The organism is Streptomyces sp. NPDC037083 (genome assembly GCF_055606485.1).
Genome location: NZ_JBVJSQ010000002.1, coordinates 310,333 through 336,720, shown reverse-complemented (window position 1 = coordinate 336,720; position 26,388 = coordinate 310,333). Strand labels below are relative to the sequence as shown.

20 protein-coding genes are annotated in these 26,388 nt (G+C 74.4%); 5 read left to right on the top strand and 15 right to left on the bottom strand.

What is annotated here, in order from left to right:
- Positions 1–55: 55 nt before the first annotated feature.
- The 11 genes from ACZ7DE_RS06320 to ACZ7DE_RS06270 form a co-directional block, all read right to left on the bottom strand.
- Positions 56–1,309 carry an FAD-dependent oxidoreductase gene (locus ACZ7DE_RS06320; RefSeq protein WP_470758565.1) on the bottom strand — a complete coding sequence of 418 codons (1,254 nt, stop codon included), beginning with the start codon at positions 1,307–1,309 and terminating at the stop codon, positions 56–58.
- 169 nt (positions 1,310–1,478) lie between these two features.
- The gene (locus tag ACZ7DE_RS06315) at positions 1,479–2,351 is read right to left on the bottom strand and encodes an LLM class flavin-dependent oxidoreductase (RefSeq protein ID WP_470758983.1); all 873 of its coding nucleotides are present in this window, start codon (positions 2,349–2,351) and stop codon (positions 1,479–1,481) included.
- A gap of 175 nt (positions 2,352–2,526) precedes the next feature.
- Positions 2,527–3,585: a glycoside hydrolase family 5 protein gene (locus tag ACZ7DE_RS06310; protein ID WP_470758564.1), complete on the bottom strand. Its 1,059-nt coding sequence runs from the start codon at positions 3,583–3,585 to the stop codon at positions 2,527–2,529.
- Between the two features lie 1,094 nt (positions 3,586–4,679).
- A complete protein-coding gene (locus tag ACZ7DE_RS06305; protein WP_470758563.1) occupies positions 4,680–5,717 on the bottom strand; it encodes a rod shape-determining protein in 1,038 nt (345 codons plus the stop codon).
- Between the two features lie 157 nt (positions 5,718–5,874).
- Complete coding sequence (locus ACZ7DE_RS06300; RefSeq protein ID WP_470758562.1) at positions 5,875–7,353, bottom strand: FAD-binding protein; 1,479 nt, start codon at positions 7,351–7,353, stop codon at positions 5,875–5,877.
- A 133-nt stretch (positions 7,354–7,486) separates the two neighbouring features.
- Complete coding sequence (locus ACZ7DE_RS06295; RefSeq protein ID WP_470758561.1) at positions 7,487–10,840, bottom strand: SAV_2336 N-terminal domain-related protein; 3,354 nt, start codon at positions 10,838–10,840, stop codon at positions 7,487–7,489.
- Positions 10,830–11,858: an AAA family ATPase gene (locus tag ACZ7DE_RS06290; RefSeq protein ID WP_470758560.1), complete on the bottom strand. Its 1,029-nt coding sequence runs from the start codon at positions 11,856–11,858 to the stop codon at positions 10,830–10,832. The genes ACZ7DE_RS06295 and ACZ7DE_RS06290 overlap by 11 nt, the downstream gene beginning before the upstream one ends.
- A 37-nt stretch (positions 11,859–11,895) precedes the next feature.
- Positions 11,896–13,611 carry a VMAP-C domain-containing protein gene (locus ACZ7DE_RS06285; protein WP_470758982.1) on the bottom strand — a complete coding sequence of 572 codons (1,716 nt, stop codon included), beginning with the start codon at positions 13,609–13,611 and terminating at the stop codon, positions 11,896–11,898.
- Positions 13,612–13,637: 26 nt separating this feature from the next.
- On the bottom strand, positions 13,638–13,961 hold the full coding sequence (locus tag ACZ7DE_RS06280) for a CU044_2847 family protein (RefSeq protein ID WP_470758559.1): 324 nt from the start codon (positions 13,959–13,961) through the stop codon (positions 13,638–13,640).
- A 51-nt stretch (positions 13,962–14,012) separates the two neighbouring features.
- Complete coding sequence (locus ACZ7DE_RS06275) at positions 14,013–15,422, bottom strand: carboxyl transferase domain-containing protein (protein WP_470758558.1); 1,410 nt, start codon at positions 15,420–15,422, stop codon at positions 14,013–14,015.
- The gene (locus tag ACZ7DE_RS06270) at positions 15,419–16,876 is read right to left on the bottom strand and encodes an acyl-CoA synthetase (RefSeq protein WP_470758557.1); all 1,458 of its coding nucleotides are present in this window, start codon (positions 16,874–16,876) and stop codon (positions 15,419–15,421) included. The genes ACZ7DE_RS06275 and ACZ7DE_RS06270 overlap by 4 nt, the downstream gene beginning before the upstream one ends.
- A gap of 224 nt (positions 16,877–17,100) precedes the next feature.
- Here ACZ7DE_RS06270 and ACZ7DE_RS06265 point away from each other — a divergent pair, with 224 nt between their 5' ends.
- The gene (locus tag ACZ7DE_RS06265; protein WP_470758556.1) at positions 17,101–17,973 is read left to right on the top strand and encodes an ATP-grasp domain-containing protein; all 873 of its coding nucleotides are present in this window, start codon (positions 17,101–17,103) and stop codon (positions 17,971–17,973) included.
- Positions 17,974–18,090: 117 nt separating this feature from the next.
- On the opposite strand, the gene ACZ7DE_RS06260 is transcribed toward ACZ7DE_RS06265, so the two are convergent.
- Positions 18,091–18,687 carry a hypothetical protein gene (locus ACZ7DE_RS06260; RefSeq protein ID WP_470758555.1) on the bottom strand — a complete coding sequence of 199 codons (597 nt, stop codon included), beginning with the start codon at positions 18,685–18,687 and terminating at the stop codon, positions 18,091–18,093.
- A gap of 163 nt (positions 18,688–18,850) precedes the next feature.
- On the opposite strand from ACZ7DE_RS06260, the gene ACZ7DE_RS06255 reads away from it, so the two are divergent.
- The gene (locus ACZ7DE_RS06255; protein ID WP_470758554.1) at positions 18,851–19,624 is read left to right on the top strand and encodes an IclR family transcriptional regulator; all 774 of its coding nucleotides are present in this window, start codon (positions 18,851–18,853) and stop codon (positions 19,622–19,624) included.
- Positions 19,621–20,472, top strand: coding sequence for an SMP-30/gluconolactonase/LRE family protein (locus ACZ7DE_RS06250; RefSeq protein WP_470758553.1), 852 nt, complete (start codon positions 19,621–19,623; stop codon positions 20,470–20,472). Before ACZ7DE_RS06255 ends, ACZ7DE_RS06250 begins: the two co-directional genes overlap by 4 nt.
- A gap of 117 nt (positions 20,473–20,589) precedes the next feature.
- On the opposite strand, the gene ACZ7DE_RS06245 is transcribed toward ACZ7DE_RS06250, so the two are convergent.
- From ACZ7DE_RS06245 to ACZ7DE_RS06235, 3 genes are read right to left on the bottom strand one after another with little or no spacing between them, the layout of a single operon-like run.
- Positions 20,590–21,963: a pyridine nucleotide-disulfide oxidoreductase gene (locus ACZ7DE_RS06245; RefSeq protein WP_470758552.1), complete on the bottom strand. Its 1,374-nt coding sequence runs from the start codon at positions 21,961–21,963 to the stop codon at positions 20,590–20,592.
- A gap of 52 nt (positions 21,964–22,015) precedes the next feature.
- Complete coding sequence (locus tag ACZ7DE_RS06240) at positions 22,016–23,398, bottom strand: MAB_1171c family putative transporter (RefSeq protein WP_470758551.1); 1,383 nt, start codon at positions 23,396–23,398, stop codon at positions 22,016–22,018.
- Positions 23,395–24,027, bottom strand: coding sequence for a toxin-antitoxin system, toxin component family protein (locus ACZ7DE_RS06235; RefSeq protein WP_470758550.1), 633 nt, complete (start codon positions 24,025–24,027; stop codon positions 23,395–23,397). The genes ACZ7DE_RS06240 and ACZ7DE_RS06235 overlap by 4 nt, the downstream gene beginning before the upstream one ends.
- A 348-nt stretch (positions 24,028–24,375) precedes the next feature.
- Between ACZ7DE_RS06235 and arfA the strand changes: the two genes are divergently transcribed.
- On the top strand, positions 24,376–25,896 hold the full coding sequence (gene arfA, locus ACZ7DE_RS06230; RefSeq protein ID WP_470758549.1) for an arabinosylfuranosidase ArfA: 1,521 nt from the start codon (positions 24,376–24,378) through the stop codon (positions 25,894–25,896).
- Positions 25,897–25,926: 30 nt separating this feature from the next.
- A complete protein-coding gene (locus ACZ7DE_RS06225; RefSeq protein ID WP_470758548.1) occupies positions 25,927–26,388 on the top strand; it encodes an RrF2 family transcriptional regulator in 462 nt (153 codons plus the stop codon).

Below are 26,388 nucleotides of genomic sequence, written 5' to 3'. Positions count from 1 at the left end.
GGCGAGCGTCCGGGGATGAGTACGGGTACTCAAACGTGCCTGGGGGAGCGGGGGTTCAGAGGCCGGCGCTCCACTCCAGTTGGCGGACCAGTTCGTCGTCCCCGGGGCGGGCCGGGGGCGGGCCTCCGGAGGTGCGGGGCGGGGGCACGTGGACGCCGCGGGAGATGTTGCCGCTGACCGTCGTGTTGTGCTCCACGCGGGGGCGACGGAGCGCCTCGTAGCGGGAGAGGGCGGCCTCGGGGTCCGGGGCGTCGCGCAGGCACTTGGCGAGGATCACCGCGTCCTCCAGGGCCATCGACGCGCCCTGCCCGGTGGCGGGGGAGGCCGCGTGCGCCGCGTCCCCGATCAGCAGCGTGCGGCCGGAGCGCCAGCGGGTGCCGTTGGGTATCTCGGTCGCGTTGGTGACCAGGACGGGGGCCGTGGTGGCGGCCACGATGTCCGCGGCGGGCGTGCGGTCCGCGCGGAGCAACGGGACGAGCAGGTCGCGCCACTGGTGGGGAGCCGCGTGCGCCATCTCGTCGGCGGTCAGCGGCTCGTCGGCGTCGACCCGGGCGAACCAGTACGTCTCCCCTCCGGGGGACCTCATGTGGCCGAAGGCGGCCGCGCTGCCGCGGATCATCGTGACGCACGCGGTCTCGTCGGCGCCGGTCGCCGGGGCGTCGGCGGTGTAGCCGTAGAACACGCGCTGCCCCGCGTAACACGGCTGCGCGGTGGGCGCGATGACCCGGCGGACCGTCGAGTTCAGGCCGTCGGCGCCGAGCAGCAGGTCGCCCGTCGCCGTCGTGCCGTCCGTGAAGTGCGCGGTGACTCCGCCGGGGCGTCCGGGGCTTCGCGGATCTCCGGGACTTCCGGGGCTGCCGGGAGGCCTGCCGGGGGCGTCCGCGCCGTTAGTACCGTCCGTCTCGGCCGTCTCGTCCTCGACCCAGGTGAGCCGTGCGCCGTGGACCACCTCTATTCCCCGGCGGGCCGCCTCCGCCTGAAGGGCGGCGTTCAGCTCACCGCGGCGCAGACAGCGGTACCGCAGCCGGGGGTCGGCGGCCTCGCCGAGCGGTACGTGGGCCGTCTCGGCGCCGGTCGCGTCCATGAGGCGCATCGAGGTGAGCGGGAAGCCGATCGACGTCACCGCGTCCGAGGCGTCGATCTGCGTGATCGCCCGCAGGCCGTTGGTCGCGAGGGTGAGGAACGCGCCGATGTCCTCGGCGGAGTCGGGATGCGCCTCGTACACGGCGACCTCCTGCCCCGCCTTGCTCAGCGCCAGAGCCGCCGCCGTGCCGGCGATCCCCCCGCCGACGACCAGAACGCGCGCCATGCCTCACCCCGTTCTTCCCTCTGCCGGCGCAGGTACGGGCACGTAGGACACATGCGGACCCGCACAGATGCGTACAGACACACGTACAGACACGTGAGGACGTGTGCGGCCCTTCTGTCCGCGGCGTCCCGCAGGGGAACGTCCGGACGGCGGCCAGGGTTCCGTCGCCTCAGCGCCCGAGGTACGTCAGCAGCGCTTCGAGCTGGCCGAGCGGTTCGGGCCCGACGACGCGCAGAACGACCGTGTCGGCGCCGGAGGCCTGCAAGGCCCGGATGTTCTCGGCCGCCTGCTCCGGCGTGCCGGAAACGGTGAACACCTCTTCCTGCGGGCGGCCGAGCCACGCGCCGTGCCCCTCGGTGTGCGGGTGCAGGATGCGTGCGACCTCGTCCGGGTCGTCGCCCACGCAGGCGAAGGACAGCACGGTCAGCGTGTGGTCCGGCCCTGCGCCGCCCTTCGCGGTCAGCGCCCGGATGTTCTCCAGGTCGCCCGGCCCGTGACCCTCGGCGATCAGTGTGCCGTCCGCGACCCGGCCGGACAGTTCGAGCGAACGGGGCCGGACGACGCCTGCCACCACCGGCGGGACCCGGACCGGCGGATGCACCAACTTGAGTCCGTCCAGGCGTACTTCACGTCCGTCCAGTTCGACGTGTTCGCCGCGCAGCAGGGCACGCACCGAGGTGATCGTCTCCTCCAGGAGGGCCAGCGGCGACCGGGGCGCGACCCCGACCGACTCCATCCACTCCCGCACCCCGTGCCCGATCCCGGCCACCAGCCGACCGGGGAACACCCGGGCCAGCGTGGCCAGTTCCATCGCCAGCAGCGCCGGACTGCGCAGCGGGGCGGGGGTGATGCCGATGCCCACCGTGACGCGTTCCGTGGCCCCCAGTGCCACGGCCGCCGCCGAGACGCCCCCGTTCCAGCCGAGGTCCTCGACCACCCACAGGTCGTCCACGCCGAGCGCCTCGGCCCTGCGCGCGAACCCGGGCAGCTCCTCGGGGGCCCAGTCGCGGTCGTACATGACACCGATCCGTACGTTCGCCACGTTCGTCATGCTTCGGAACCTATGCGGTGGACGAGGAGGCGATCAACGGGGTATCCGGCCGGGACGCAAACGCGTCCGACGGCACGCCTGCGGCATGGGTGGGGGCGCCCCCGGGCCGACGGCCGAGCGGGCCCGCCGGAAGCGGATCCGGCGGGCCACGGGGTGTTCGGAGGCGTCAGTTCTTGACCGGCTTGCCGCGGCCCCAGGCCCAGGCGAGACGGTCGGCGCCGGACTGGTTGGTGGTGGCCAGCCAGGGGCGGTCGGCGGGGCCGACGAGGGTCTGCAGGGAGTACGTGTCGTCGGTGCGCAGACCCGGCCAGTACACGGAGCCCATCTTCAGCTCGCGGAAGGTGTCGGTGACGGCCTGGACGTAGTTGACGAAGTTGTCGTCCGGGGTCTTCACGTTGTAGTTCAGGCCGGTCGTCATCGGGGCGCCGAACTCGTCCGCGACGGTCCGGTTCGCGCAGGCGCCGATGCGCACCTTCAGGTCGGCCACCCACTGGTCGTAGGTCGCGTAGTCCTTCCAGAACCCGTAGTGGTGCAGGGAGAGGTACGTGCCCTTCAGGCGCGGGTCGGCGCAGACCGAGGTGACGTGGTCGTTGTAGCCGGCGCCGCTGACGAAGACGCGGTTGCGCGGCACCTTCGAGTACGTCGACAGCCACTTCGCCGCGACGTCGGCCCACTCGGCGTCCGTGTAGCCGTGCGGCTCGTTCATCGGCTCGAAGTAGACGCGCGCGTCGTTCTTGTACGTCTTGACGACGGTGTCCCACATCGGCCAGTAGGCGGCCTCGTCGTCGATGAAGCCGTCCTTCTGCGCGCCCGTGCCCTCCCAGTAGGAGACGATGACCTTGAAGCCCTGGTCGGAGGCCGCGTCGATGACTCCGCGGTACGACTTCCAGTAGGCGCCGTTGACCGTGTAGGGGTTGATCGGCAGCCGCACGGTGTTGGCGCCGAGGTTCGCGCGGAACGCCGCGATGATCCGGCTCGCCTTGGCGTAGGTCTGCTTGTAGGAGTCCGTGGTCGACAGCCCGGACAGCCGGAGGTAGTCGTCGGCGAAATTGTCGCGCGGGTCGGCCCAGTTCACGCCCTTGAACTGGGTCGTGCCGGTGGCCGGCGCGGCTGCGGAGGCCGGCGTGGCGGCGAGGGTGGTGCCGCTGACCGCGGCGAGGGCGACCGCGACGAGGGCGGCTCGCACGCGGGGGGACAGGGAGGCTCTGGCGGGGGACTTGCGCATCGACTTGCCCTTTCGGCTCTGATGTTTGCGTAAACATCAAGTCCCGCAATGGCTGATGTTTACGTAAACATGGCGGCGCCGGAATCGTGGCACCCGCCCAGGTGATCGTCAAGGTGTCGCACGTGGAGAGCCCGTGAAGCAGGTGGGGCGGGTGGAGCGGGTGAGGCCGGCCGAGCCGGTGAAAGCGGTGCGGGCGGCGAGGGCCGCGAGGCCGATGTTCGCGATGTTGGTGAGGGTCTGTGATGGTGGTGAGGCTCGTGATGCCGGTGGGCCCATGATGTTGGTGAGGTCCCAGAGGTTGGTGGGGCCCGTGATGTTGATGGGCCGGGATGCAGGTGAGGTCCGCGATGCCGCCGACTGCGCTCGCTCATCGCAGGGTGCGTGGCACGGGCGACCGCATCGCCGCCGAGGACCGGAAGCCGCGGAGGCCGCGGAGGACCGCAGGCCGCGGATGCCCGGTGGCGGTGGCGGTGGAGGACCGGTGGTCGCGGATGCCCGGTGGCGGTGGCGGTGGAGGACCGGTGGTCGCGGATGCCCGGTGGCGGTGGCGGTGGAGGACCGGTGGTCGCGGATGCCTGGTGGCGGTGGCGGTGGAGGACCGGTGGTCGCGGATGCCTGGTGGCGGTGGAGGTGGAGGACCGGTGGTCGCGGATGCCTGGTGGCGGTGGAGGTGGAGGACCGGAGGCCGCGGATGCCTGGTGGCGGTGGAGGTGGAGGACCGGAGGCCGCGGATGCCTGGTGGCGGTGGAGGACCGGTGGTCGCGGATGTCTGGTGGCGGTGGAGGACTGGTGGTCGCGGATGTCTGGTGGCGGTGGAGGACCGGTGGTCGCGGATGTCTGGTGGCCGCGGATGACCGGAGGATCGGCAGCCGCGGTGGCCGCGGAAGCCGGGTGGCCGCGGATGCCGGGTGGCGGTGGAGGACCGGTGGTCGCGGTGCCCGGTGGCGGCGGAGGACCGGAGGACCGGCAGCCGCGGTGGCCGCGCATGCCCGGTGGCCGCAGACGTCCGGTCGTCGCGGGCGATCCGCCGCCGCTGGGTGGCCGCCGCGCGTCGTGCGCCGCGCCGCCGTGCGCCGCTCGGTGTGCGGCGGGTGTCAGGCGCCCAGGGGGTCCAGCGTCAGCGGCTCGATCTTGCCCTCCAGCATCGCGCCCAGGCCCTGGGCGGCGCAGATGTCGGGCCGCTCGGCGATGTGCACCGGCATGCCGGTGGCCTGGCGCAGCATCTGGTCGAAGCCCGGCAGCAGGGCGGAGCCGCCGACCATCATGATCCCGCGGTCGGCGAGGTCGGCGACCAGATCGGGCGGGCACTCGCGCAGCACCCTGCCGATGCCGTCGAGCACGGCCGTCAGCGGGGTCTCGATGGCGTCGCGGACGGCCGCGGTGTCGACCTGCACGGAGCGGGCGAGACCGGTGGCGACGTCCCGTCCGTGGATCTCGGTGGACGCCGGCCCGTGCGGGGTGAGGCCGTTGCCGGAGAGGGCCAGCTGCAGGGGTCGTACGGACTGGCTGGGCAGCATCAACTCGTGTTCGTGGCGCAGGTGCTGGACGATCGCGTGGTCCACGGCCTCGCCGCCGACCGGGATCCGCTCGGCGGTCACGATCGAGCCGAGGGAGAGGACGGCGACCTGGGTCGCGGCGGCCCCGCACACCATGATCATGGTGGCCTCGGGGCGCTCCACGGGCAGCCCGCAGCCGACGGCGGCGGCGATGAGGGTGTCGACGAGCTCGACGCGCCGGGCGCCCAGCCCCACCAGCGTCTCGATCGCGGCGCGCTGCGCGAGCGGGTCGGCGTCGTGCGGGGTGCACGCGGCGGCGCGCAGGAACGGCTTGCGGCGCAGCTGGCGGCGGACCTTGTCGCCGATGAGGTGGCGCAGCATGCGCTGCGCCATCTCGATGTCGACGACCGTGCCGCCGGAGACCGGCCGCACCACGCGGATGTAGTGCGGCGTGCGCCCGGTCATCTTCTCGGCGAACTCGCCGACCGCGATCAGCGCGCCGGTACGGGTGTTCACGGCGGCGGCCGACGGCTGGTCGACGACGAGCCCGGCCCCCTTCACGTAGACCCGCGTCCGCGCCGCTCCCAGGTCGACGGCGAAGTGGCAGCGGCGCAGCTGCTCCAGACTGGCGGTCATGGCAGGTCCTCCCGAGAGCACAGACCGTTGCGGCCGCCGGGCGGTCGGCCTCCTACGCATCGTGCGGGGGGCGCGGGGAGGTCCGCCTTTTCTGGTGGGCCGGGCGGGGTGCGACCGAATGGGGGTCGTCCCGCCCCGAAGGCGCTCTGCCGGCCCGTCAGGCGAAGATGCCCTGACCCGGGACCAGGATCCCGCGGGGGTCGTAGGTGCACTTCGCGGATGCCAGGCCCGCCCAGGCCGAGCCGAAGTGCGCGCGCCAGTCGGCCGGCGTGAGGGGGATGCTGCCGACGGGGTAGTGGGTGCCGCCGACGGCGGCCGCGGCCTCGTACGCGGAGCGGTTGACGGCCAGCAGACGGTCGACGCCGGCCGTGTCGTCCGGCGGTGCGGCGCTCAGCACGTCGAAGAGGTAGGACACGTCGTCGTCGGAGGTGCGCAGCAGCGGGGTGGTGAGCCGCTCGCGCAGCAGGGGGTAGAAGAGGACCACCGCACCGGGGCCCGCCTCGGCCGGGGTGAGACCGCCCAGGACCTGTGCGCCGACGGCCGCCGCGGAGCTCCCGGGCAGCATGAGGTTGAGCCAGGGGTGGGCGAACGTCCAGATCCCGGCCTCCTTCATGGCGGCGATGACGGGCGCCAGCCTGTCGAGGAAGTCGTAGTAGGGCTGGTCGGTGATCTGCACGGACGCCGGGTCGTGGCGCAGACCGCGCAGCAGGGCCGAGTCGTCCGGGGCCGGGCCGACCGGCGGGCCGTAGGCCACCGCCTCCGTGACGTGGACGCCGAACGTGCCGGCGGCGTCCGCGTGGACCTGGCCCTCGACGTAGTCGAAGCGGCCCTCCTGGACGAGGACGCGCTGGTCGTCGAGGAAGGTCTCCAGGTCGCCGTAGGTCAGCTGGTAGCGGCGCACGGTCGTGGGCGCGGGCACCAGGCGCAGGGTCGCCTCGACGATGACGGCGCACTGGCCGAGGCCGGCCAGGACGGCGTGGAAGAGGTCGGGGCGCCGGGTCGGCGAGCAGCGCACCAGCTCCCCCGCCCCGGTGACGACCCGCAGCTCCGTGACGTTGTCGACCTGGGCGCCGACCCGGTGGGCCTGGCCGCCGAGGCCGCCCACGGACAGGGTGCCACCGACGGAGAGTTCGAGGTAGTCGGTGAAGACGGGCGGGGTGAGGCCGTGGGCGAGGGCGGCCCGGGCGACCGCGCTCCACTTGGCGCCGGCGCCCACGGTGACCGTCGTGCTGTCCGCCTCCACACGGCCGATGTCGGCGAGCGGCGCGGTCTCGATGACCAGTCCGCCCTGCACCTGGGCCTGGCCGAACGGGGCGTGCCCCTGGCCGCGCGGCGCGACCGGCAGGCGCTGCTCGTTGCAGAACCGGACCATGGCGACGACGTCGCTGACCGAGCCCGGGCGCAGGACCGCCGAGGGGCGGCGGTGCACGATGTGCCCGTAGTCGTCGGCCGCGGCGGTGAGCGAGGCGTCGTCGGTGACGAGCGTTCCGTCCAGGCGGGGGACCCTGGCCAGGTCCGCGCCGGACTGCGCAGCGGTCGCGGCCCAGCTGCGGGCGGCGGTGTCGAAGCCGATCACCGTGGCCCCGGTGACCGTGAGTCCGCGCAGAACAGTACGTCTTGACGGTGTGCGAGACATGCGCAATTCCACCTATCGATCTCCACGAAATCTTCAAATCCTCGTCAGCCTAAGGCAGTTCATCCTCGTCCGAGGCGCTCTTCGGCGGTGCCGAAGGCCCCTGCCAGGTGCGCGCACGACCCGCCCCCGGGCCCTACAGGGCGCGGGCCGCTTCCAGCACCGGGGTGAGGGACGGCACCGTGAGGTCGCAGCCCGCCCGGGCCAGCGCCCGCGCCACGGTCGGATTGCGCGCGAGACCGACGAAGCGCAGGCCGACGGCCTGGGCGGCGGCGAGTTCGGCGAGTGTGGAGCCGATCAGCACGCCGGTCGCCGCGGACGCGCCGAGCGGACGCAGGGCGCGCAGCAGACACTGCGGGTTCGGCATGAGCAGGCCGAGGTCGTCGGCGCGGCCGTGGACGCCGGCCGACGGCACGAGCCGGTGGGACTCCAGATGGCGCCGCACGGCCTGCTCGCAGACGTCCGTGACCACCCCGACCCGGCGGCCGCCCGCCTGCAGGGTGCGGACGAGGACGACGGAGTGGTGCGTCGTGGGCGCGTCCGGCACAGCGCTCAGCTCCAGCTGTGCGAGGCGGTCCCGCAGAAGGGGACCCAGCCGGTCCTGGGCGAAGGCCCGCAGCACGTCCAGGGGGTGCACGAACAGTTCCCGGCCCGCCGCGCCCGGGTCGCCCGGCGGCCGGCCCGCCAGGGCGTCCTCGGGGTCGCGGTGTTCGGCGACGACGGCGAGCAGCTCGAGGGCGGCCGCGCGGGCGGTCGTCGCCGTGAACAGGCGGGTCAGCGGGCCGTCGAAGCCCAACAGCACGGTCTCGGCCTCGGCGAGCAGTTCCTCCAGCGGACGGTCCTCGCCGGCGTCCGGGCGGCGCACCTCGGGCGGCGGGGCGTAGTCCGGCGCAAGCGTGACCGTGCAGTTCACCGCCAGCCCCGGCACCGGCCACCTGCCGAGCTGCGCGTTGACCGCGCGCTGCGCGCCCGCGGCCCGGCGCACGGAGTGGTGGCGGGTGATCCGGGCCCCCGCCTCCCGCAGGTGCGCCAGCAGCCGCTCGGCCACGCCGGCGCTCTCCGCCCGCACGAACGCCACCGGGTCGGTCACCCGCCAGGTCAGCTCGACGGCGGCGGTGAACTCGCCCTTGCCGGAGCTCGGCAGGGAGATCCGGTGGACCGCGTGGTGCGGGACGAGGTCGACCTCGTAGTAGGTCGCCGGACGCGGCGGGCCCCCGCCGTAGGGGTCGGCGGGATTGAGGAGGGCGAGGGGGGCGTCGGGGCCGGTGTGGACGATCGCGGTGCGGCCCGGGGCCGGTATGCCGAGCTGTCCGAGGTCGCGGGTGAGCAGCGGGCCGCGCACCAGATCCCGTTCCTCGTCCTCGCCGCGCGGCGCGGGCAGCGGGCAGTACCAGGCGAGCGGCGGGGCGTCCGGGGCGTCGCCGTACAGCGGGCGGAAGCGGTGCGGTCCGGCCGCGGCGGAACTGCGGGCGAACTCCTCGTAGAGGGCGGGCTCCACGGTGAGCAGGACGGGGGCGGCGCTCTCCGGGGGCGTCAGGGCATCCGGGCCGCTCCGGAACGTCACGCGCAGCCGCGGCGGCTCGGCCAGGTCGGCGAGCGGGCCCGGGAGCCAGCGCAGCGCGGCGGCGAGGACGGGCAGGAGGTACGCGTCGGGCCGGATCTCCACGAGATAGCCGCGTGTGCGGACGCGGATCTCGTACTGCTGCCGGGTGAGATCCCCTCGCGCGAGGACCTCGTGCACGGCCAGTTCGAGGGTGATACGGGCCTCGGGGCGGGCGGCGAGGTCGGCGTCGGTCTCGAAGCGGACGGTGGTACGGGCGTCCGGGGAGCGTCGTGCGTCGTCACTCCCGCCCAGCGCTGCGTCGTTCTTCTCGGCTTCGGCTTCGGCTTCGGCTTCGTGCCGTCCGCCCAGCCGGCGCACCGTCTCCTCGGACACCGTGGCGAAGGCCGGGCCCCGGTCGGTGGCGCCGGGTCCGGGGGCGGGCGTCGCCGCGCGGAACTCGCCTGTCGTGAGGCCCGCCCGTTCGTCGATCAGGCCGCCGATGCGGTCCAGAAGTTCGCGGGTGCGGCCGCGGGTCGTGCGCGGCAGGGTGCGCAGCAGCAGATCGCGCACACCGGGGCGGAAGTCGTACGAGCCGGGCGGGCCGGGGGCGGTCGTGAGCATGCCGCTGAGGATCACCTCGGCGAGGTGCTGCGGGCGCGGATCGCGGTTCACGGCGCGTTGCACCAGACGCATCACCGGGACAGAGGGCACGGCGAGCGCCAGATGACCGGCCAGCCGGAACGCCTCCGGGGAGGCGGTGGCGCGAAAGCGCAGGACCAGGTCCTGGGCGGGCAGCGCGGCCGGGTCGGGGGCCCTGTCGGCGGCCGACGGGGCGGGCGTCGGCGTCAGCCGGGCCGCCGCGCCGGGCGCGCGGGCGCCGCCGGGCCCGGCCACCAGGGCGGCCCAGTTGGCGAGCCAGGGTGCGCCGGGTTCCAGGACGGGCAGGGGGAGGGACCCGTACGGCGGGGGCCCGGCCTCGGGGTCGTAGGGGGAGAACCGGAGGGCGCTGAGCGGGGCCGCGGTGGTCGGGGAGGCCAGCAGACCGGGTTCGGCCGGCAGGGCCGTCGTGGGCCACAGCCGTTCGGGGAGCGGCTGTACGACGGCCAGCGGCATCCGGGTCGCCCAGTGCCGCAGGGTCCCGTACCAGCGGTCGCCCGCCGGGCCGGGCCGCCACTGCGGGCCCATGCAGTCGCTGACGATCAGGGTGACCGTCCGCCCGTCGGCCGCGTCGGGGACGTGCCGGGCCCGGCCGTCGGGCGTCGCCGGACGCAGGGTGACCGCGCGGAAGACGCCCGACTGGGCGAGCACGGTGTGCAGTTCGCGTACGAGGGGCCGCCAGACCGGCATCGTCGGGCCCGTGTCGTGGACGAGGTTGAGGCGCAGCCAGCGGTCGCGTGCGGGGCGCAGGACGGGCAGCCAGACGTCCGGGTGGGCGCCCAGCCGGGCGATGCGGTCGGCGGTGGCCCGCTCGTCCAGGAGGCGGGCGCGCGCCGACGGCACCGTCCGCTTCAGCGGGCGCAGGGCGCGCTGGAGGGCGAGGGGGTGGGGGAGCATCGGCGGCGCGGGCGCGAGGAGCGGCCGGTCGCCGGCGACGGCCCCGCCGGGTCCGGCCGCCGCCCGGGGGACGGGGAGGTGGAGGGGGACCCGGGCGGCGGGGGAGGAGGCGCTCGGCCGGTCGGGGTGGTCGGACGGCGGCGGCGCGGGCGGGGTGGGCGGCGTCTGCGCCCGCCTGCCGGCCGGGCCCTGCTCCTTCCGTGCGGTTCCGGAGTCCCGCGCTGCTTCCGCGGCCTCGGCGTCCGCCTCCTCAGGTCCGTTCAACTGCCGTGCGAGCCAGAGAAGTTCGGCCAGCTCCCGCGGGGTCGGGGCGGTGTCCGCCGTCTCCGTCAGCAGCTCCGTCAGCCGTTCGAGGGCGGACCGGTCCCCTCTCGGCGTCTCCTCAGAAGCCATCGCCGTCCGCCGTGGCGCTGAGGTACGGCATCAGCTGTTCGGCCAGCGCGTCGCGGGAGGCCGCGTCGAGGCCGGTGACGCCGGTGAGGTAGAGGGCGTTCAGCAGCTGGTCGGTGGCGAGTTCGCCGTCGGCCGCCCGGGCCAGGAACCGGTCGATGAGGTGTTCCGCCTCACCGGGCGGGGTGTCTAGGTGGGCCCGGACGATGTCGGTGAGCTGAGCCCGGTCGGGGCGGCGCAGCTTCAGCCGGACGCAGCGGCGCAGGAACGCCGGCGGGAACTCGCGCTCGCCGTTGCTGGTCAGGACGACGAACGGGAAGGCGCGGCAGCGAACCCGGCCGCGGGTGACGGTGACCGGGGAGTCCGACCCGTCGGCCAGGACCTCGGCGGTGGCGTCGGCGCCGGAGAGCCGGGCCGCCCGCATCAGCTCCGGGATCTCGTACTGCCCCTCCTCCAGGACGTTCAGCAGGTCGTTGGGCAGGTCCAGGTCGCTCTTGTCGATCTCGTCGACCAGCAGGGCGCGGGGGCGGTCGTAGGGGAGCAGGGCGGTGCCGAGCGGGCCGAGCCGCAGATGGTCCTCGACCCCGCCGCGGGAGGCATCCTCGCGCTCGCGCCACGCCGCCTGGCGGGCCGCGTACAGCCGGGACAGCGGGTCGTACTGGTAGAGGCCGTCGGCCAGGGTGGAGCGGCTGGTGATGTTCCAGCGCAGCACCGGGCCGAGGCCCAGTTCGCGGGCGACCGCGTACGCCAGGGAGGACTTCCCCGTGCCGGGCGGGCCGGTGACCAGCAGGGGGCGGCGCAGCACGAGGGCGGCGTTGACGAGCTGCACGCTCTCCGGGGTGGCGACGTACGCGCGGGCCCGGTGGACGCGGTCGGGCGACACGGCCGCCTCGTCGTCGGCGTCCCGGGGCGGCGGCACGACGGGCTCGCCGTCGAACGCGCGCCAGGGCGGCGGCTCGGGCAGCCGGTCGATGCCGTCGTGCGGCTCGCTGTTCCCGGTGTAGACGGACCAGTGGGGCATGGTTCTCCGAAACTCGGCGTGACTCGGTGGGGGCGGCTCAGGCCACGGGGGAGTGGGCGTGGGCGGGCGCGTCGCCGTGCGGGTCGGTGAAGACGCGCGGGTCGTCCCACAGCAGCTGGATGTCGTGCGCCCAGTGGCCGTCCTCCGCGTCGGCCTCCTCCCGCAACGCGAGCACCCTGCGCGGGAGTTCGGCGGGCGGCACTCCTGACACGCAGGCGTCGAGCTCGTCCAGGAACGTCTTTCCCGCGCAGCCGGCCCCGCCCGCGCAGGACTCGTCCGACCCGACGCGGCAGCCCGCGCGGGACCACACGACCATCGGGGCGGGCGCGCTGAGCGTGGTGTCGAAGTGGGGGCGGGTGCGGGAAGCGGCCGGCGAGGCGGCGAAGCCGGCCAGACAGGCGTCGTCGCGCCGCAGACGCATCCGCAGCCGGCGGGGCTCCTCGGGGCCGGCGCACTCGACCCGGTGCACGCGCGCGCCCGGCGCGGAGTCGAGCCGGTTCCACGCGCGGGTGAGCTGGTGCCGGACGCCCGCCCTGCGGCGCGTCTGGTCGGTGACGACGAGCGGGTAGACGCACCCGAGCGGCGTGTCGTCGTCGGGGGCGCTCGCCCAGCGGTCGACGGGCAGGTCGATCCAGTCGCGGGGCAGCGCGAACGCGATCAACTCGTCGCAGCCGGGCGTCAGATACCGGAAGGCGGCCTCGATCCGGTCCTGTACGTAGGCGCGCACCCCGGCCTGCGGGACGGTGTCGGAGCCGACCGGATGCCGGCGGCCCCCGCTGTACGCGGACACCTCGACGCGGACGTGCCCGTCGCCCGCCCCGCTGTGCTGGAGGTCCACGAGGATGGGCGACCAGTCGGGCGCGGCGGCCGTCTCGGCGGGCGCCTCGAACAGGGACTCCACGTGGGCGGTGAAACGGGCGACGGTGGCGGCCGCGTCGTCGCCGTCGACCTCGCACAGCACGAACAGGGCCGCCGACCGCAGGGAGTCGAAGCCCTCCTCGGGGGCGTCCGGGTCCAGCGGGCCCCTGGCGGCCTCGTAGAGCCGAACGCGCCGCCCGGGGTCGTCGTCCAGGCCCTCGCGGACGGCGCGCTCGACGAGTTCGCGCAGCCGGGCGCGGTCCGCGGTGCGGTGGTCGGAGGTGGGGACCAGGCCCTCCAGCGCGGGCCAGTAGCGGGCCATGACCTCGGTGGGCATCATCCGTCCGTTGTGCACGCCCCGGTCTCCGGCGGCCGCGGTGACCATGCCGACGACCTCGCCGGTGTCGGCGAGGGTGACGGCGGCTCCGCTGAAGCCGGGGGCGAGCGGCTGCCCGCCGGGCTGCCAGGCCTCCAGCTGGATCCACTCGCCGTTGAGCAACTGCGTCGCGGTGATGCGGTACTCGGCGAGGGTGCCCTCGTCGAAGCCGACGGGGAAGCCGTAGACGACGAGCTTGCGGGGCCGGTCGGCCCGGTGGGCTTCGGCGGCGTCCACGGGGGCCAGCGCGGCCGGGGCGACGGACACCTCGTGGGCCAGCTCCAGGACGGCCAGGTCCCCGAGGTCGGTCGCCGAGCCGCCCCAGCCGCCGTCGGCGACCACTCTGGCCGGCACCGCGGGGGAGCCGGGCAGCTCGGTGAAGGTCACCGTCAGGCCGTCCGCGGCGACCCTGTGCACGACGTGGGCGCAGGTCAGCACGGTGGTCGGAGCGACGAGGAAACCCGCCCCGGCCACCTCGCCGGCACTGTCGATCCGGGCGTGCCATGCGGCGCTGTTCATGAGCGCGCCGCTCGTGAGTGCGCTGTTCATGAACCGGAGGAGGGCGACCAGGTCAGTCTCACGACCAGATGCCCCTCCGCCGTGCCCTTGGCGATGATCGCGCCCGTCTCCGCCGACAGCTTCACCCCGAACTCGATCTCGACGCCGTCGGGACGCAACGTGCCGTCCCGGAACACCCGCAGCGCGGACTCGGCGGCCGCGCGCACGCCCTCCAGGGCGCCCTCGAAGGTGCGGGCCGCCTGGACCGTCCCGTCGCGGGCCACCAGCCGGGAACCGGGCCGCCCCTGCTCGACCGCCTCGACGGCCACCACGGCGCCGTCGTCGGTCCTGAACTCCACCAGTCCGTCCACGTGCCCCCGTTGCCCCTTTCACTTCTCCTGCGGCTCAGCGCACATCCATTGTCACGGACGGTGCTCGGCATTGTCCCGCGTTCCGCGCGCGTTCGTGGCCCGGATCACGCCCAGTTCGGCCAAGTCCTGTGGCCGGATGCGCAGTTGGTCGGCCGTCGCCTCCGTCTGCGTCGGCGGCCGCTTCAGGATCGCGGCCGCCGCCTCCGGGGCGATGACGGAGAAGTAGCTGTCCGGCGTGGCCCAGGTGCGGCCCGGCGCGGCCAGGGCCAGCGCGCCGCCCGAGCCGCCCTCGCCGATCACCAGCGTGGTGAGCGGCGTCCCCGCGGTGGCGACCGCGCCGAACAGCTCCGCGATCGCCGCGCCCGCGCCCTGCCGTTCCGCCTCGGCGTCGTTGGCCGCGCCCGGGGTGTCCACCAGGGTGAGCACCGGGATGCCGAGCCGCTCCGCGAGCCGGATCAGCCGGACGGCCGTCCGGTAGCCGGCGGGCCGGGTCGCCGCCCCCGTCTGGGCGGCGTACGCGACGGTGCGGCCCTGGCGGACGCCGAAGCCGCACAGCATTCCCTCGGGGTCGACCCCGCCGCACCGGTCGCCGGAGATCGCGAGCCGGTGGGTGAAGTAGGCGTCCAGATAGGCCTGCGCGCGGGGGCGGTGCGGCGAGCGGGCCCGCCGCACCGCGTCCCACCCGGTGCGGGGCAGGTCGACGGCCCCGAGGGCGTCCGGAACGGGAGCGGGCTCGACGGCGACCTGCGACGGCGCCGCGTCCGGCGGGCGGGTCGCCGGTGGTGTTCCGCCGGTCAGGAGGCGCAGCCACAGGGCCAGTGCCTCCCGCAGCTCCGCCGGAGGCACCACCGCGTCCGCCGCGCCCGCGGCGACCTGTGCCTCCGCCATGTAGGCGGCCGGGTCGGCGTCCGGCGGGCGCACCCGCGACCCCGCGAAGCCGACCTGGGCGCCCGGCAGCGCCAGGATCACGTCGGCGCCCGCGCCCAGGGTGGCCCAGCCGCCGCCGGTCGTGGGGTCCCGCAACACCGCCACCTGGGGCAGTCCCGCCTCCCTGGTGAGCGCCGACTGCCGTGCCACCCGCTGGAGTTGGGTGAGCGCGAGCATGCCCTCCTGCATCCGGCTGCCGCCCGTGGCGACCAACGGCACCACGGGGAGCCGGTGTTCACGGGCGTAGGTGTACGCCGCCACCAGCCGGTCGCCGGTCCGCTCGCCCAGCGAGCCGCCCAGGAAGCCGAACTCGAAGGCGATCAGGACGGCCCGGACGCCCCCGACGCTCGCGGTGCCGCAGACGACGGACTCGGACTCGCCGGTGCGCTCGGCGGCACGGGCGCGGGCGTCGTCGTAGCCGGGCCAGGCGAGGGGGCCGTCGGGAGCGGACGGCCGTTCCTCGTGGGGGAGCCGGACGAAGTCGTCGGCGACGAGGGCGATGACCTCGCGCGCGCTCGCACGGTGCGCCGTCATGACGGCAGCGCCCGCTTCATGATCTTGCCCATGTCGTTGCGGGGCAGTTCCTCCAGGTACCGCACCACGCGGGGCCGCTTGTGCGGTGCGAGCCGGCGGGCCACGTGGTCGGCCAACTCGCCCTCCTGCGGCGGCGCCTGGGGGTCCGCGGGCACGACCCATGCGACGATCCGCTCGCCGAGGTCCGCGTCCGGCTCGCCGGTGACGGCGGCCTCGCGCACCCCCGGATGCTCCAGCAGCGCGTTCTCGATCTCGCCGGCCCCGATCTTGTACCCGCCGCTCTTGATCAGGTCGGTTGCCTTGCGCCCCACGATCCGGACGTAGCCGTCGGGATCGCGCACGGCCACGTCGCCGGTGCGGAACCAGCCGTCGGCGGTGAAGGCGGCGGCGGTCGCGTCCGGCCGGTTGAGGTACTCGGTGAACAGGTTCGGCCCGCGCACCTGGATCTCGCCGACGCTCTCCCCGTCCAGGGCGGAGACGACCGAGCCGTCGTCCTCCACCAGCCGCAGCTCCACGCCCGGCAGCGGCACCCCCACGGTTCCGGCCCGGGCCTCCCCGTCCGCCCGCACCGAGGTGTTCATCAGCGTCTCCGTCATGCCGTACCGCTCGATGACGCGCCGCCCGGTCGCCGCCGCGATCCGCTCGTGGTCGTGCACGGGCAGCGCGGCCGAGCCCGACACCAGCAGCCGCGCCCCCGCGAGCGCCTTGGCCAGCCCGGGGTCGCCGGGCAGCGCCTCGGCGATGCGGTGGTACATCGTCGGCACGCCGAAGAGCATGGTCGCGCCCGCGTTCAGCTCCCGCGCCACGCCCTGCGTGTCGAACCGCCCGAGATGCCGTACGGACCCGCCCCGCCGCAGCGGACCGAGGATCCCCAGCACCAGTCCGTGCACGTGGAACAGCGGCAGCCCGTGCACGAGGACGTCCGCCCCGGTCCACTGCCAGGCGTCGGCGAGCGCGTCCAGGGTCGTGGCGACCGCCCGGCGCGGGATCACCGCGCCCTTGGGCGGCCCGGTGGTGCCGGAGGTGTAGACGACGAGGGCGGGTTCCTCCTCGCCCACGGGCTCACCCGCCCCCGGCGCCCGGAACCCGCCGCCTCGCACGTCGGCGTCGACGTCGAGCCGCTGCAGCGTCCGCAGCGCGACGGGCAGTTCGGCCCCCGGGGCCGCCAGCACCAGGCCGGGCGCGCTGTCGGACAGGATGTGCCCGAGCTCCTTCTCGCCCGACTTCGGGTTGAGCGGCACCGCGGCCGCCCCGGCGAGCAGCACGCCCACCACCGCGACGGCGGTCTCCAGCGACGGAGTCGCCCACACGGCGACCCTCCCCGCTCCCCGCACCCGCTCGGCGACGGCGCCGGCCGCCGCGGCGAGCTCCGCGTAGGTCAGCGAACGCTCGCCGAACCGCAGCGCGGGGTGTGGGGACGGATCGTCCGTCAGGGCCGGGAAGAGAGGGGACACGCAGGCACTCCTTGCGGTGGCGAACGACGACGACAGCACGTTCCTACCCCGGAGCGCGTGCGATCCGGCCGATCCGGAGTTTGATCCAGCTCACTCCGCGGCCCTTCCCGCCCCAGGTCCTGAGTCCCTCCGGAGTCCTCGCGAAGATCAGCCGGGAGGGGGCCGCCCGGCCCGGTTTGTTAGCCTTCGGGCGATCGGACAGCCGTACGAAGAGGGAGCCCGTCGTGGCCCGTGTCGCACTCGTCACCTATGACCCCGGCTCCGCGCTCAGCAGGGACGGCGATCTTCCGGTGCTGCTCGAGGCGTTGCGGGAGGCGGGGGCCGAGGCGGACGGCGTCTTCTGGGACGACAGCGACGTCGACTGGGCCGCCTACGACCTGGTCGTGATCCGCTCCACCTGGGACTACAGCTGGCGCGCGGACGAGTTCACGGCCTGGGCGCAGAAGGTCGCCACCGTCACGCGGCTGGCCAACCCGGCCGACGTGGTGCGCTGGAACGCCGACAAGCGGTACCTGGGAGAGCTGGCGGCGGCCGGGGTGCCGACCGTGCCGACGCGCTACATCGCGCCCGGCGCGCCGGCCGAGCTCCCCGACGACGAAGAGTATGTGATCAAGCCCGCCTCCGGAGCCGGGGCCCGCTACGCCGCCCGCTACACGCCGGACCGGCACGAGACGGCCGTACGGCACCTCGCGCGGATGCACGCCGAAGGGCTGACGGCGATGGTGCAGCCGTACGCGCGCGGCATCGACACCGGCGGTGAGCGGGCCCTGCAGTTCTTCGGCGGACGCCTCCTGCACGCCAGCCGCAAGCAGGCCGTGCTGGCCCCCGGGACCGCGTTCGACGCGGACAAGGTCGCCCACCCGGGGCTCGAGCGCTGGACGCCCGCCCCGGCCGAACTCGCCGTCGCCGAACGCGCCCTGGCCGCCGTGCCAAACGCGCCCGAGCTGCTCTACGCCCGGGTCGACCTGGTGGACGGCGACGACGGCCGGCCGCGGGTGATGGAGCTGGAACTGGTCGAGCCGAACCTCTTCCTGTTCCTGCACCCGCAGTCGGTGCCGGCGGTCGTGACGGCGATCCTGGCGGCCGCGGCCCACTGACGGGCCGCGGCCGGACGCGCCCTGCCCGCCGGGCCGCCTCCCGCCGGGCCCGCCTGCCGGACCGCCGCCGGGCGGCCCCGGTCCGAGCCCGACCCCTGTGGTTGCCGGGCGGGGCGCCTACTCGCGGGCCAGGACGGTCGTCCGCTGCAGCAGGCCCCAGGTGAACTCGGCGACGACCTCCCGTCGCACGCCCCGTCCGTCCGGCGCCGTGAAGGCGAGCCCCCAGCGGTTGGGGGCCGTGCCCTCCAGCGGGCGGGCCGGGGCGAAGGCGTGAGCGGCCTCGTCGACCGTGCAGGACCAGGGGGTGAGGTCGTCGAGGCTCTCCAGGGAGGGCGGCGGGGCCCCCGGGGCGCGCACCAGCCACTCGTTCCAGACGGATCCGTTCGGGGCGAGCAGCACCTCGAAGCGCAGGTCCGGCCAGAGGGGGATCGGCCACAGCCAGGCCTCGCAGTCGAGGTCGCCGACCCGGCGGGCGGTCCTCGACTCCGGTTCCCCGAGGACCGAGCGGTATCGGGCGAGCGATCCCCGGGCGTGCGGGGAGTGGACCATGGCCTGCCAACGCTTGTTGGCCTCCCGCATCTGCGTCAGGGAGACGCCCAGGCCATGACGGGCGTCGTCCACCAGATCCGGGTTGTGGTCGGTCATGCGGCGCAGCAGGACCAGCTGGAAGTCGAGGGCCGTGAAGGACCCGGCGAGGCGTTTCTGGGTCGGCATGTGCCCCATCCTGGCCCACCGCGGGGCCTCTTCGGGCCCACCGTGCGTTTCCCGGCCATTGCCCGGCGCAACGCCTTATGACAGCCTGTGTTCGTCATGCCGATCGCCTGTTGAAATCTCGAACGCGGGCACTGAGACTACTGACTAAGGGAGGGGGCCGGTCGTGGGACGCCTCGTACCTGCCGTGACCCGAGCTCTCGACATTCTCGAGCTCTTCCTCGACGGGGACGGTTCGCTCTCCGCCCCCGACATCGTGCGCAAGCTCCAGCTTCCGCGGACCACCGTGCACGAACTGGTGACCACGCTGTCGGCGCGCTCGTACATCGTGCCCGTCCCCGGACAACCCGGACGGTACCGCCTCGGGGTACGCCCGTACCAGCTCGGCAGCCGCTACGCCGAGCAACTGGACCTCGCAGCCGAGGGTCAGCAGGTCGCGCGCACCGTCGCCGAAACGTGTGACGAGACGGTCCATGTGGCGATCCTGGAGGGCACGGACGTCATCTACATCGCCAAGGTCGACTCCACGCACGCGGTCCGGATGGTCTCGGCCGCCGGCCGCCGTCTCCCGGCCCACTGCACGTCCGTCGGCAAGATGCTGCTGGCCTCGCTGCCCGAGCCGGAGCTCAGCGCGCGCATCCCCGACGACGCCGACCTCGTGCGGATGACCCCGAACAGCATCACCGAGCCCGGCGCGCTGCGCGAGGCGCTGGCGGAGATCCGGGAACGGGGCATCGCGGTCGAGAGCCGCGAGTCCAACCCGGACGTCAGCTGCGTGGCCGCTCCGGTGCGCGACCGCACCGGCCAGGTGGTCGCCGCCCTCTCCATCTCCGTCCCCATGATCCGCTGGAGCGACGAGCGCCGCGCGGAGCTGGAGCAGCTCGCCGCGAAGGGTGCGGCCGAACTGTCCGAACTGCTGGGTTACCGGAGCGTGGCATGAGGACGTCGTTCGAGGTGGCCGTGCGGGCCGAGGCGATTCTCGGCGAGGGACCGACCTGGGACCCGGCCGCCGGCCGGCTGCTCTGGCTGGACATCCTGGGCGCCCGTGTGCACGGCTTCGACCCCGTCACCGGCCGCCGCACGGTCCGGGCGACCGACCAGCACGTGGGCGCGGCCAAGCCCCGGGCGGGCGGCGGGCTGGTCCTGAACCTCCGGGACGGGGTGGGGCTGCTCGACCCCGACGGCAGCTTCCGCTGGCTGCACCACGAGCCGGTGCCCGGCCGCCGCGCCAACGACGCCGCCGTCGCACCCGACGGCTCCCTGTGGGCCGGCACCATGCGCTACGACGAGACGCCCGGCGGCGGCACCCTGTCCCGCCTCACCGGCGACGGCTCGACCGAGCTGGTGCTCGACGACGTGGCGGTGAGCAACGGCACCGGCTGGAGCCCGGACGGCACGCTGATGTACTACATAGACTCGCCGACGCGCCGCATCGACGTCTTCGACTGCTCGGCGGACGGCCGGGTGGGCGGCCGCCGCACCTTCGTCCGCGTCGAGGACGGCGCCGGCTTCCCCGACGGCCTCACCGTCGACGCCGACGGCTGTGTGTGGGTGGCCCTGTGGGACGGGGGAGCGGTCCGCCGCTACACCCCGGCCGGAGACCTGGACCGGGTGATCACCCTGCCGACCCCGAGGGTCACCGCGTGCGCCTTCGGGGGCGCCGACCTGACGGACCTGTACATCACCACCGCCCGAATCGGCCTGACCGCGCCCCATCCGGTGGCGGGCTCCCTCCTGGTGGTCCCGAACGCGGGCAAGGGGCTGCCCCAGCCGGCCTTCGCGGGCTGACGGCCGGGCCGCGCGGCCCCTCCCGAGGCGGCCGCGCGGCCCCTCCCGAGGCCCGCGCGCCCACCGCAGGCCCGCGCGCCCACCGCAGGCCCGCGCGCCCACCGCAGGCCCGCGCGTCTAGCGCAGGCCCGCGCGTTCGAGTTCGGCCGTGGTCAGGGGCGGGCCGGCGAGGGGCGGCCTCATGGGGCCGGCCGTGGCCGCCAGCAGCACCGACGGGCTCAGCAGCACCTGCGGGCCCCGCTCCAGTGACGTCACGTCGGTCACCCGGCGGGCGATCCGGCCGCTGCCGGTGGCCGTGAGCATCAGCCGCCGCACGTACGCGGCCACCAGCCGGTCCCGGAGGGTCGGGCCGCTGTCCGTCGCGCCCGGATAGAACACGTCCTGGCCGACGGCGAGGTCCCAGGCGGCGCCGGCCGGCCGGGCCACCGCCCTCTGGACGCGCCGGGACAGCCCGGCCGAGCCCCACCCGTGCCGCCGGACCGTGTCCCGCAGCGCCACCGCGCTCTGGGCGGCGACCGCGAGGCCGTGACCGTAGAGCGGGTTGTACGCGGCCAGGGCGTCGCCGAGGACGGCGAAGTTCTCCGGCCAGGCCGGCATCCGCTCGTAGTAGCTGCGACGGTTGAGGGTCGTCCGGGTGTACGACACGTCGGACAGCGGCTCGGCCCGTTCGAGGAGCTCCCCGATGACGGGGTGGCGCAGCTCGTCGCGGGCGAAGCGGACGAAGTCGTCGTTGTCGGCGGAGGGCTCGCCGCCCCGCGTGCCGTTGAGGGTCACGATCCAGCGGCCGTCCTCGATGGGCAGCAGGAAACCCGCCCGTCCCGGACGGCCGTCCCGCGGATCGGGCTGCACGTTGACGATCGGGTACCCGGACCGGGCCTGTTCGGGCGCCAGATAGAGCCGGCTCGCGTAGGCCAGGCCGGAGTCCACCTCCCGCCGCTCCACCGCGGGCAGCCCGAGGGCCTGAAGCCACCCGGCGGCCCGCGACCCCCGGCCGGTCGCGTCGACGACCAGGTCGGCGGGGACGATCCGCTCCGCCCCGGACTCCGAGCCGGGCCGCGGGTCCAACCCGTCCCGTACACGCACGCGTACGCCGGTGACCGCCCGGGCGTCCCCCACCAGGCCCGACGCCTCCGCGCCGGCGAGCAGCTCGATCCGCTCGTCCGCGAGGACCCGGTCCCGGAGCGTCGCGTCCAGCAGGTCCCGGCCGGCCAGGATCACGTGGTGGGACTCGGGCCAGCGGCGGAACCAGCCCCGCGGGCCCATGACGACCATGTCCGTCGTGACCGGCGACCGGCGCGCCCCGGCGGCCGTGAGCGCCCCGGTGATGCCCGGCAGCAGTTCCTCCACCGCCCGCACGCCGCCCGACCACAGCATGTGGGCGTGACGCGCCTGCGGCAGACCCCTGCGGGGTGCGGGCCCCTCGGGCAGGACGTCCCGCTCGACGACGACGACCCGGTCGGCGAAGCCGGCCAGGGCGCTTGCCGCGAGCATGCCCGTATGGGATCCCCCCAGGACTACGGCGGTTCTGGCGGGGTTGGAGGGCTCACTCATGCGTGGACATGCTCTCTGCCGGGGCGGCCGCGCGGGCACGGACCGCCTGGAGTTCGACGGGATGGCGAAGGACGTGGGACACGGCCCGGATCTCCCGCAGGAGGTAGGTCGTGTCCGGGCCGGAGACGGAGGGACCGGCGACGGAAGGACCGGCGACGGAAGGACCGGGGCCGGAGACGGAAGCGGCGGCGGACGGGCCGGGGGCGGGGGAGGACGGCCCGGAAAGGGAAGAGGAGGCGGAGGCGGACGCCGGAGCGGCCGGCGAAGCCGCCGAGGGGGCAGGTGAGGCGGCGGAGCGGTCCGCGCCCGGGGACTCGGGTCGCCGCTGCGAGCGGCGTCTGGCCTCGACGGCGTCCAGCAGCGCCACGGCGGCGGCGAGGGCCTGCGCCCGCCCGCGCTCGAAGCCCAGGGCGACGGCCGCGTCGTAGGACCGGACGCGCAGGTCGTCGTCCAGGTGGCGGGCGAGTTGGAGGAGCGCGTCGCGGATGAACGTCTCACGGCGGATCAGCCGGAGTTCCGGGGTGGCGCGCAGGTCGAACGGCTCGCGTCCGCCCGTGACGGTCCGCATCAGCCGGGACAGCGGTTTGAGGCTGCGGTACCGGCGGCGCACCCGCCACCTCTCCTGCAGGTACTGGCCGGCGTGCGGCACGATGAAGCCGATCGCGACCAGCGTGGCGGCGATACAGGCCGCAGACGGCGCGATGTTCGTGTTCAGCCAGTCCAGGTCGTGCCCGGTCCAACGGGCCGCGACGGCCGTCAGCTTGGCCGCGCTGAACAGCAGGTTCGTCACATAGCCGGCTCCCAGGAAGCGCAGTCCCCAGCGCAGCCAGGCGTCGAGGCCCTCGGTGCGGCTCCAGTTCCACACCAGCCGGGCGGTGACCGAGCAGGCCACCGTGTGCGCGAGGAGGTAGAGCAGGATCTCCTCGCGCATGAACGGCGTGTTGGCGTAGTAGGTGTCCAGGTCGCGGATCCGCTCCACCGGCACGTCGGCCAGCGCGAACAGCACCCACAGCGCGACCACGACGCCCGCGTAGACGGAGACCACCCACCGGGTCGCGCGCCGGGTCTGGGCCGAACGCTCGGTCCGGCCGTTGCGCCAGGCGATGATCAGCAGCAGCCAGGACGCGGACAGGGCGGTGAGCAGGGAGTACACCCAGGGCGCGGCGATGTTCGGTACGCCGGTGACCCGGTTGGTCCAGGCGATGGTCTTGGGGGCGGCGAAGACGAACACCGCGCAGGCGAAGACCAGCAGGCCGCCGACGGCGCGCAACAGCGGGTCCCGCCAGAGCTTGAGGATGCTGGGCAGCTTGATGGCCAGGGCCGCGCCCAGGACCACCGTGGGCAGCCAGAAGGAGATGTACAGTCCGTGGCTCACCGCGCGCCACCCCGGCGTCCCCGGTAGCCCAGCGTCCGCTGGACAGCGGCCGTGTCCGCGGCCGTCCGCTCGCCCGGTCCGGTCGCGCCCGGTCGGGGGTCGGACAGGTAGCGCCGGAAGCGGGCCGCGAGCCGGTGGCCGAAGTCGTCGGCCTCGGCCTCCTCGTCCTCCCGGGAGCCGTTGCGGGCGGCGACGGTCAGCGCGATGGAGTCCCATCCGGAGCGGTCGGCCAGCACGCCCGCCGCCACCGTGCCGACGCCGTGATGGTGACGGTGCCCGGCGTGCAGATGCCACAACTCATGCCCGAGGATGACCAGTTGCTGCACGGCCTCGGCCCGCTCCTCGACGATGATCAGGTCGAAGGCCTGGAACTCCACCCACAGTCCGGTCACCTCGATCTCGTCCGGGAACCGCTCGAACCGCACCTCGACGGGCCGGCCGCCGCGCCGCGCGGACATCTCCTCGCACAGCGCCCGGCACAGGTCCCGCACACCGGACGGCCGGCGGGGGCGTGCCCGCAGCGCGGCGGAGAGATCGCCGGTCAGCTCGCGCATGGCCGGTCCGGTCCTCGTGCGCCGCAGTGCCGAGGCGATCCGGGCCGCCCTCCCGCGCGCGCCCGCGATGTCCATCCGCTCCCCCTTCTCAACCGCCGTACGACGGCCCGTTCGAGCCTACGCGGAGGGTTGTGTCCACGTCACGAGAAGGCGGCACGCGAGTCGTTGAGGGGTGCAGGAGGAGAAAGCGCTGTCAGGGATCCTGTCGAAACCATTGACGTGCGGGCGCTTCGAATTTACGGTCCCGTTCGAAGTTGCGAGCATGATCCGAAATCCCGAACCGCTTCCCGAACCGAATCTCGAACCGATTCCCGAACCGAACCTCGAACCGAATCTCGAACCGCGATGTCGGCTGAACAGGCTGGGCCGTAACGCGTGCCGGCCCGCCGGTTCTCACGTGACACCCGTATCCGAGAGGACCTCATGAGCAGGACCACCGCCCGCTTCACCCTCGACCCCGCCTTCACCGTCGGCGAGGTGAATCCCCGTGTCTTCGGTTCCTTCGTCGAACACCTCGGCCGCTGCGTCTACACGGGCATCTTCGAACCCGGCCACCCCACGGCGGACGAGGCCGGTCTGCGGCAGGACGTCCTGGAGCTCGTGCGGGAACTCGGCGTCACCGCCGTCCGCTACCCCGGCGGCAACTTCGTCTCCGGCTACCGGTGGGAGGACTCGGTCGGTCCCGTGGCGGAGCGCCCCCGCCGCCTCGACCTCGCGTGGCACGCCACGGAGACCAACCGTTTCGGTCTGTCCGAGTACATCGGCTTCCTCAGGAAGATCGGCCCGCAGTCCGAGCCCATGATGGCGGTCAACCTCGGCACTCGCGGAGTCGCCGAAGCCCTGCAACTGCAGGAGTACGCCAACCACTCCAGTGGCACGACCCTCTCCGACCTCCGGGCGGCCCACGGCGACAAGGAGCCGTTCGGCATCAGGCTGTGGTGCCTCGGCAACGAGATGGACGGCCCCTGGCAGACCGGCCACAAGACGGCCGAGGAGTACGGCCGGGTCGCCGCCGAGACGGCCCGCGCGATGCGCCAGATCGACCCGGACGTGGAACTCGTCGCCTGCGGCTCCTCCAGCCAGTCGATGCCGACCTTCGCCGAGTGGGAGGCGACCGTCCTCGAGGAGACCTACGACCTCGTCGACTACATCTCCCTGCACGCCTACTACTGGCCGGAGGACGGCGACGTCGACTCCTTCCTCGCCTCCGCGGTCGACATGGAGTCGTTCATCGACAACGTCGTGGCGACCGCCGACCACGTGGGCGCGAGGCTCAAGTCCAAGAAGCGGATCAACCTCTCCTTCGACGAGTGGAACGTCTGGTACCTGCGCGAGTGGGAGGAGCACGCGAAGGGCATCGACCAGCGGGACTGGCCGCAGGCCCCCCGCCAGCTGGAGGACAACTACAGCGTCATGGACGCGGTCGTCTTCGGCTCGCTCCTGATCGCGCTGCTGCGGCACGCCGACCGCGTCACGGTCGCCTGCCTCGCCCAGCTCGTCAACGTCATCGCGCCGATCATGACCGAGCCCGGCGGCCCGGCCTGGCGGCAGACGACGTTCTTCCCGTTCGCGCAGGCGTCGCGGCACGGCCGGGGAACGGTCCTCGACGTCCGGGTGGACTCGCCGAAGTACGAGACGCGCAAGTACGGCGAGGCGGACCTCCTGCACGCCACGGCGGTCCGCGCCGAGGACGGGACGGTCACGGTCTTCGCCGTCAACCGCGACCGCACCCGGACGCTGCCCCTGAGGGTCGCCCTCAACGCTCTGGACCTGACGTCCGTCGTGGAGCACAGCGTGCTCGCGGACGCCGACCCGGACGCCCGCAACACCCTCACCGACCCCGAGCGCGTCGCCCCGCACGCGGCCGAGGGGACGGAGCTGACGGACGGCACGCTGACGGCGACGCTGGAGCCGCTGTCGTGGAACGTGATCAGGCTCGCGTGATCGTCCGGCCCCGCACCCCACAATGGGGCCATGAGGATCTCGGCAAGGGCTGACTACGCGGTGCGGGCGGTGCTGGAGCTCGCGGTGCGCCAAGGCGGCGACGACCCCGTGAAGGCGGAGTCGATCGCCGCCGTGCAGGAGATCCCGCACAAGTTCCTGGAGGGGATCCTCGGCGACCTGCGGCGCGGCGGGATCGTCGACAGCAGGCGCGGCGGCGGGGGCGGCTACCGGCTGGCCCGCGACCCGGCGGCGATCACGGTCGCGGACGTCATCAGGGCGGTGGACGGCCCGATCGTGTCCGTACGCGGCGAACGGCCGACGGGGCTGACCTACACGGGTTCCGCGCAGCCCCTGCTCCCCCTGTGGATCGCGTTGCGGGCGAACGTGCGCCGGATCCTGGAGGGCGTCACGATCGCGGACATCGCCGCCGGCGCGCTGCCGACGCCGGTGAAGGAGCTGGCGGAGGAGCCCGCGGCCTGGGAGAACCCGTAG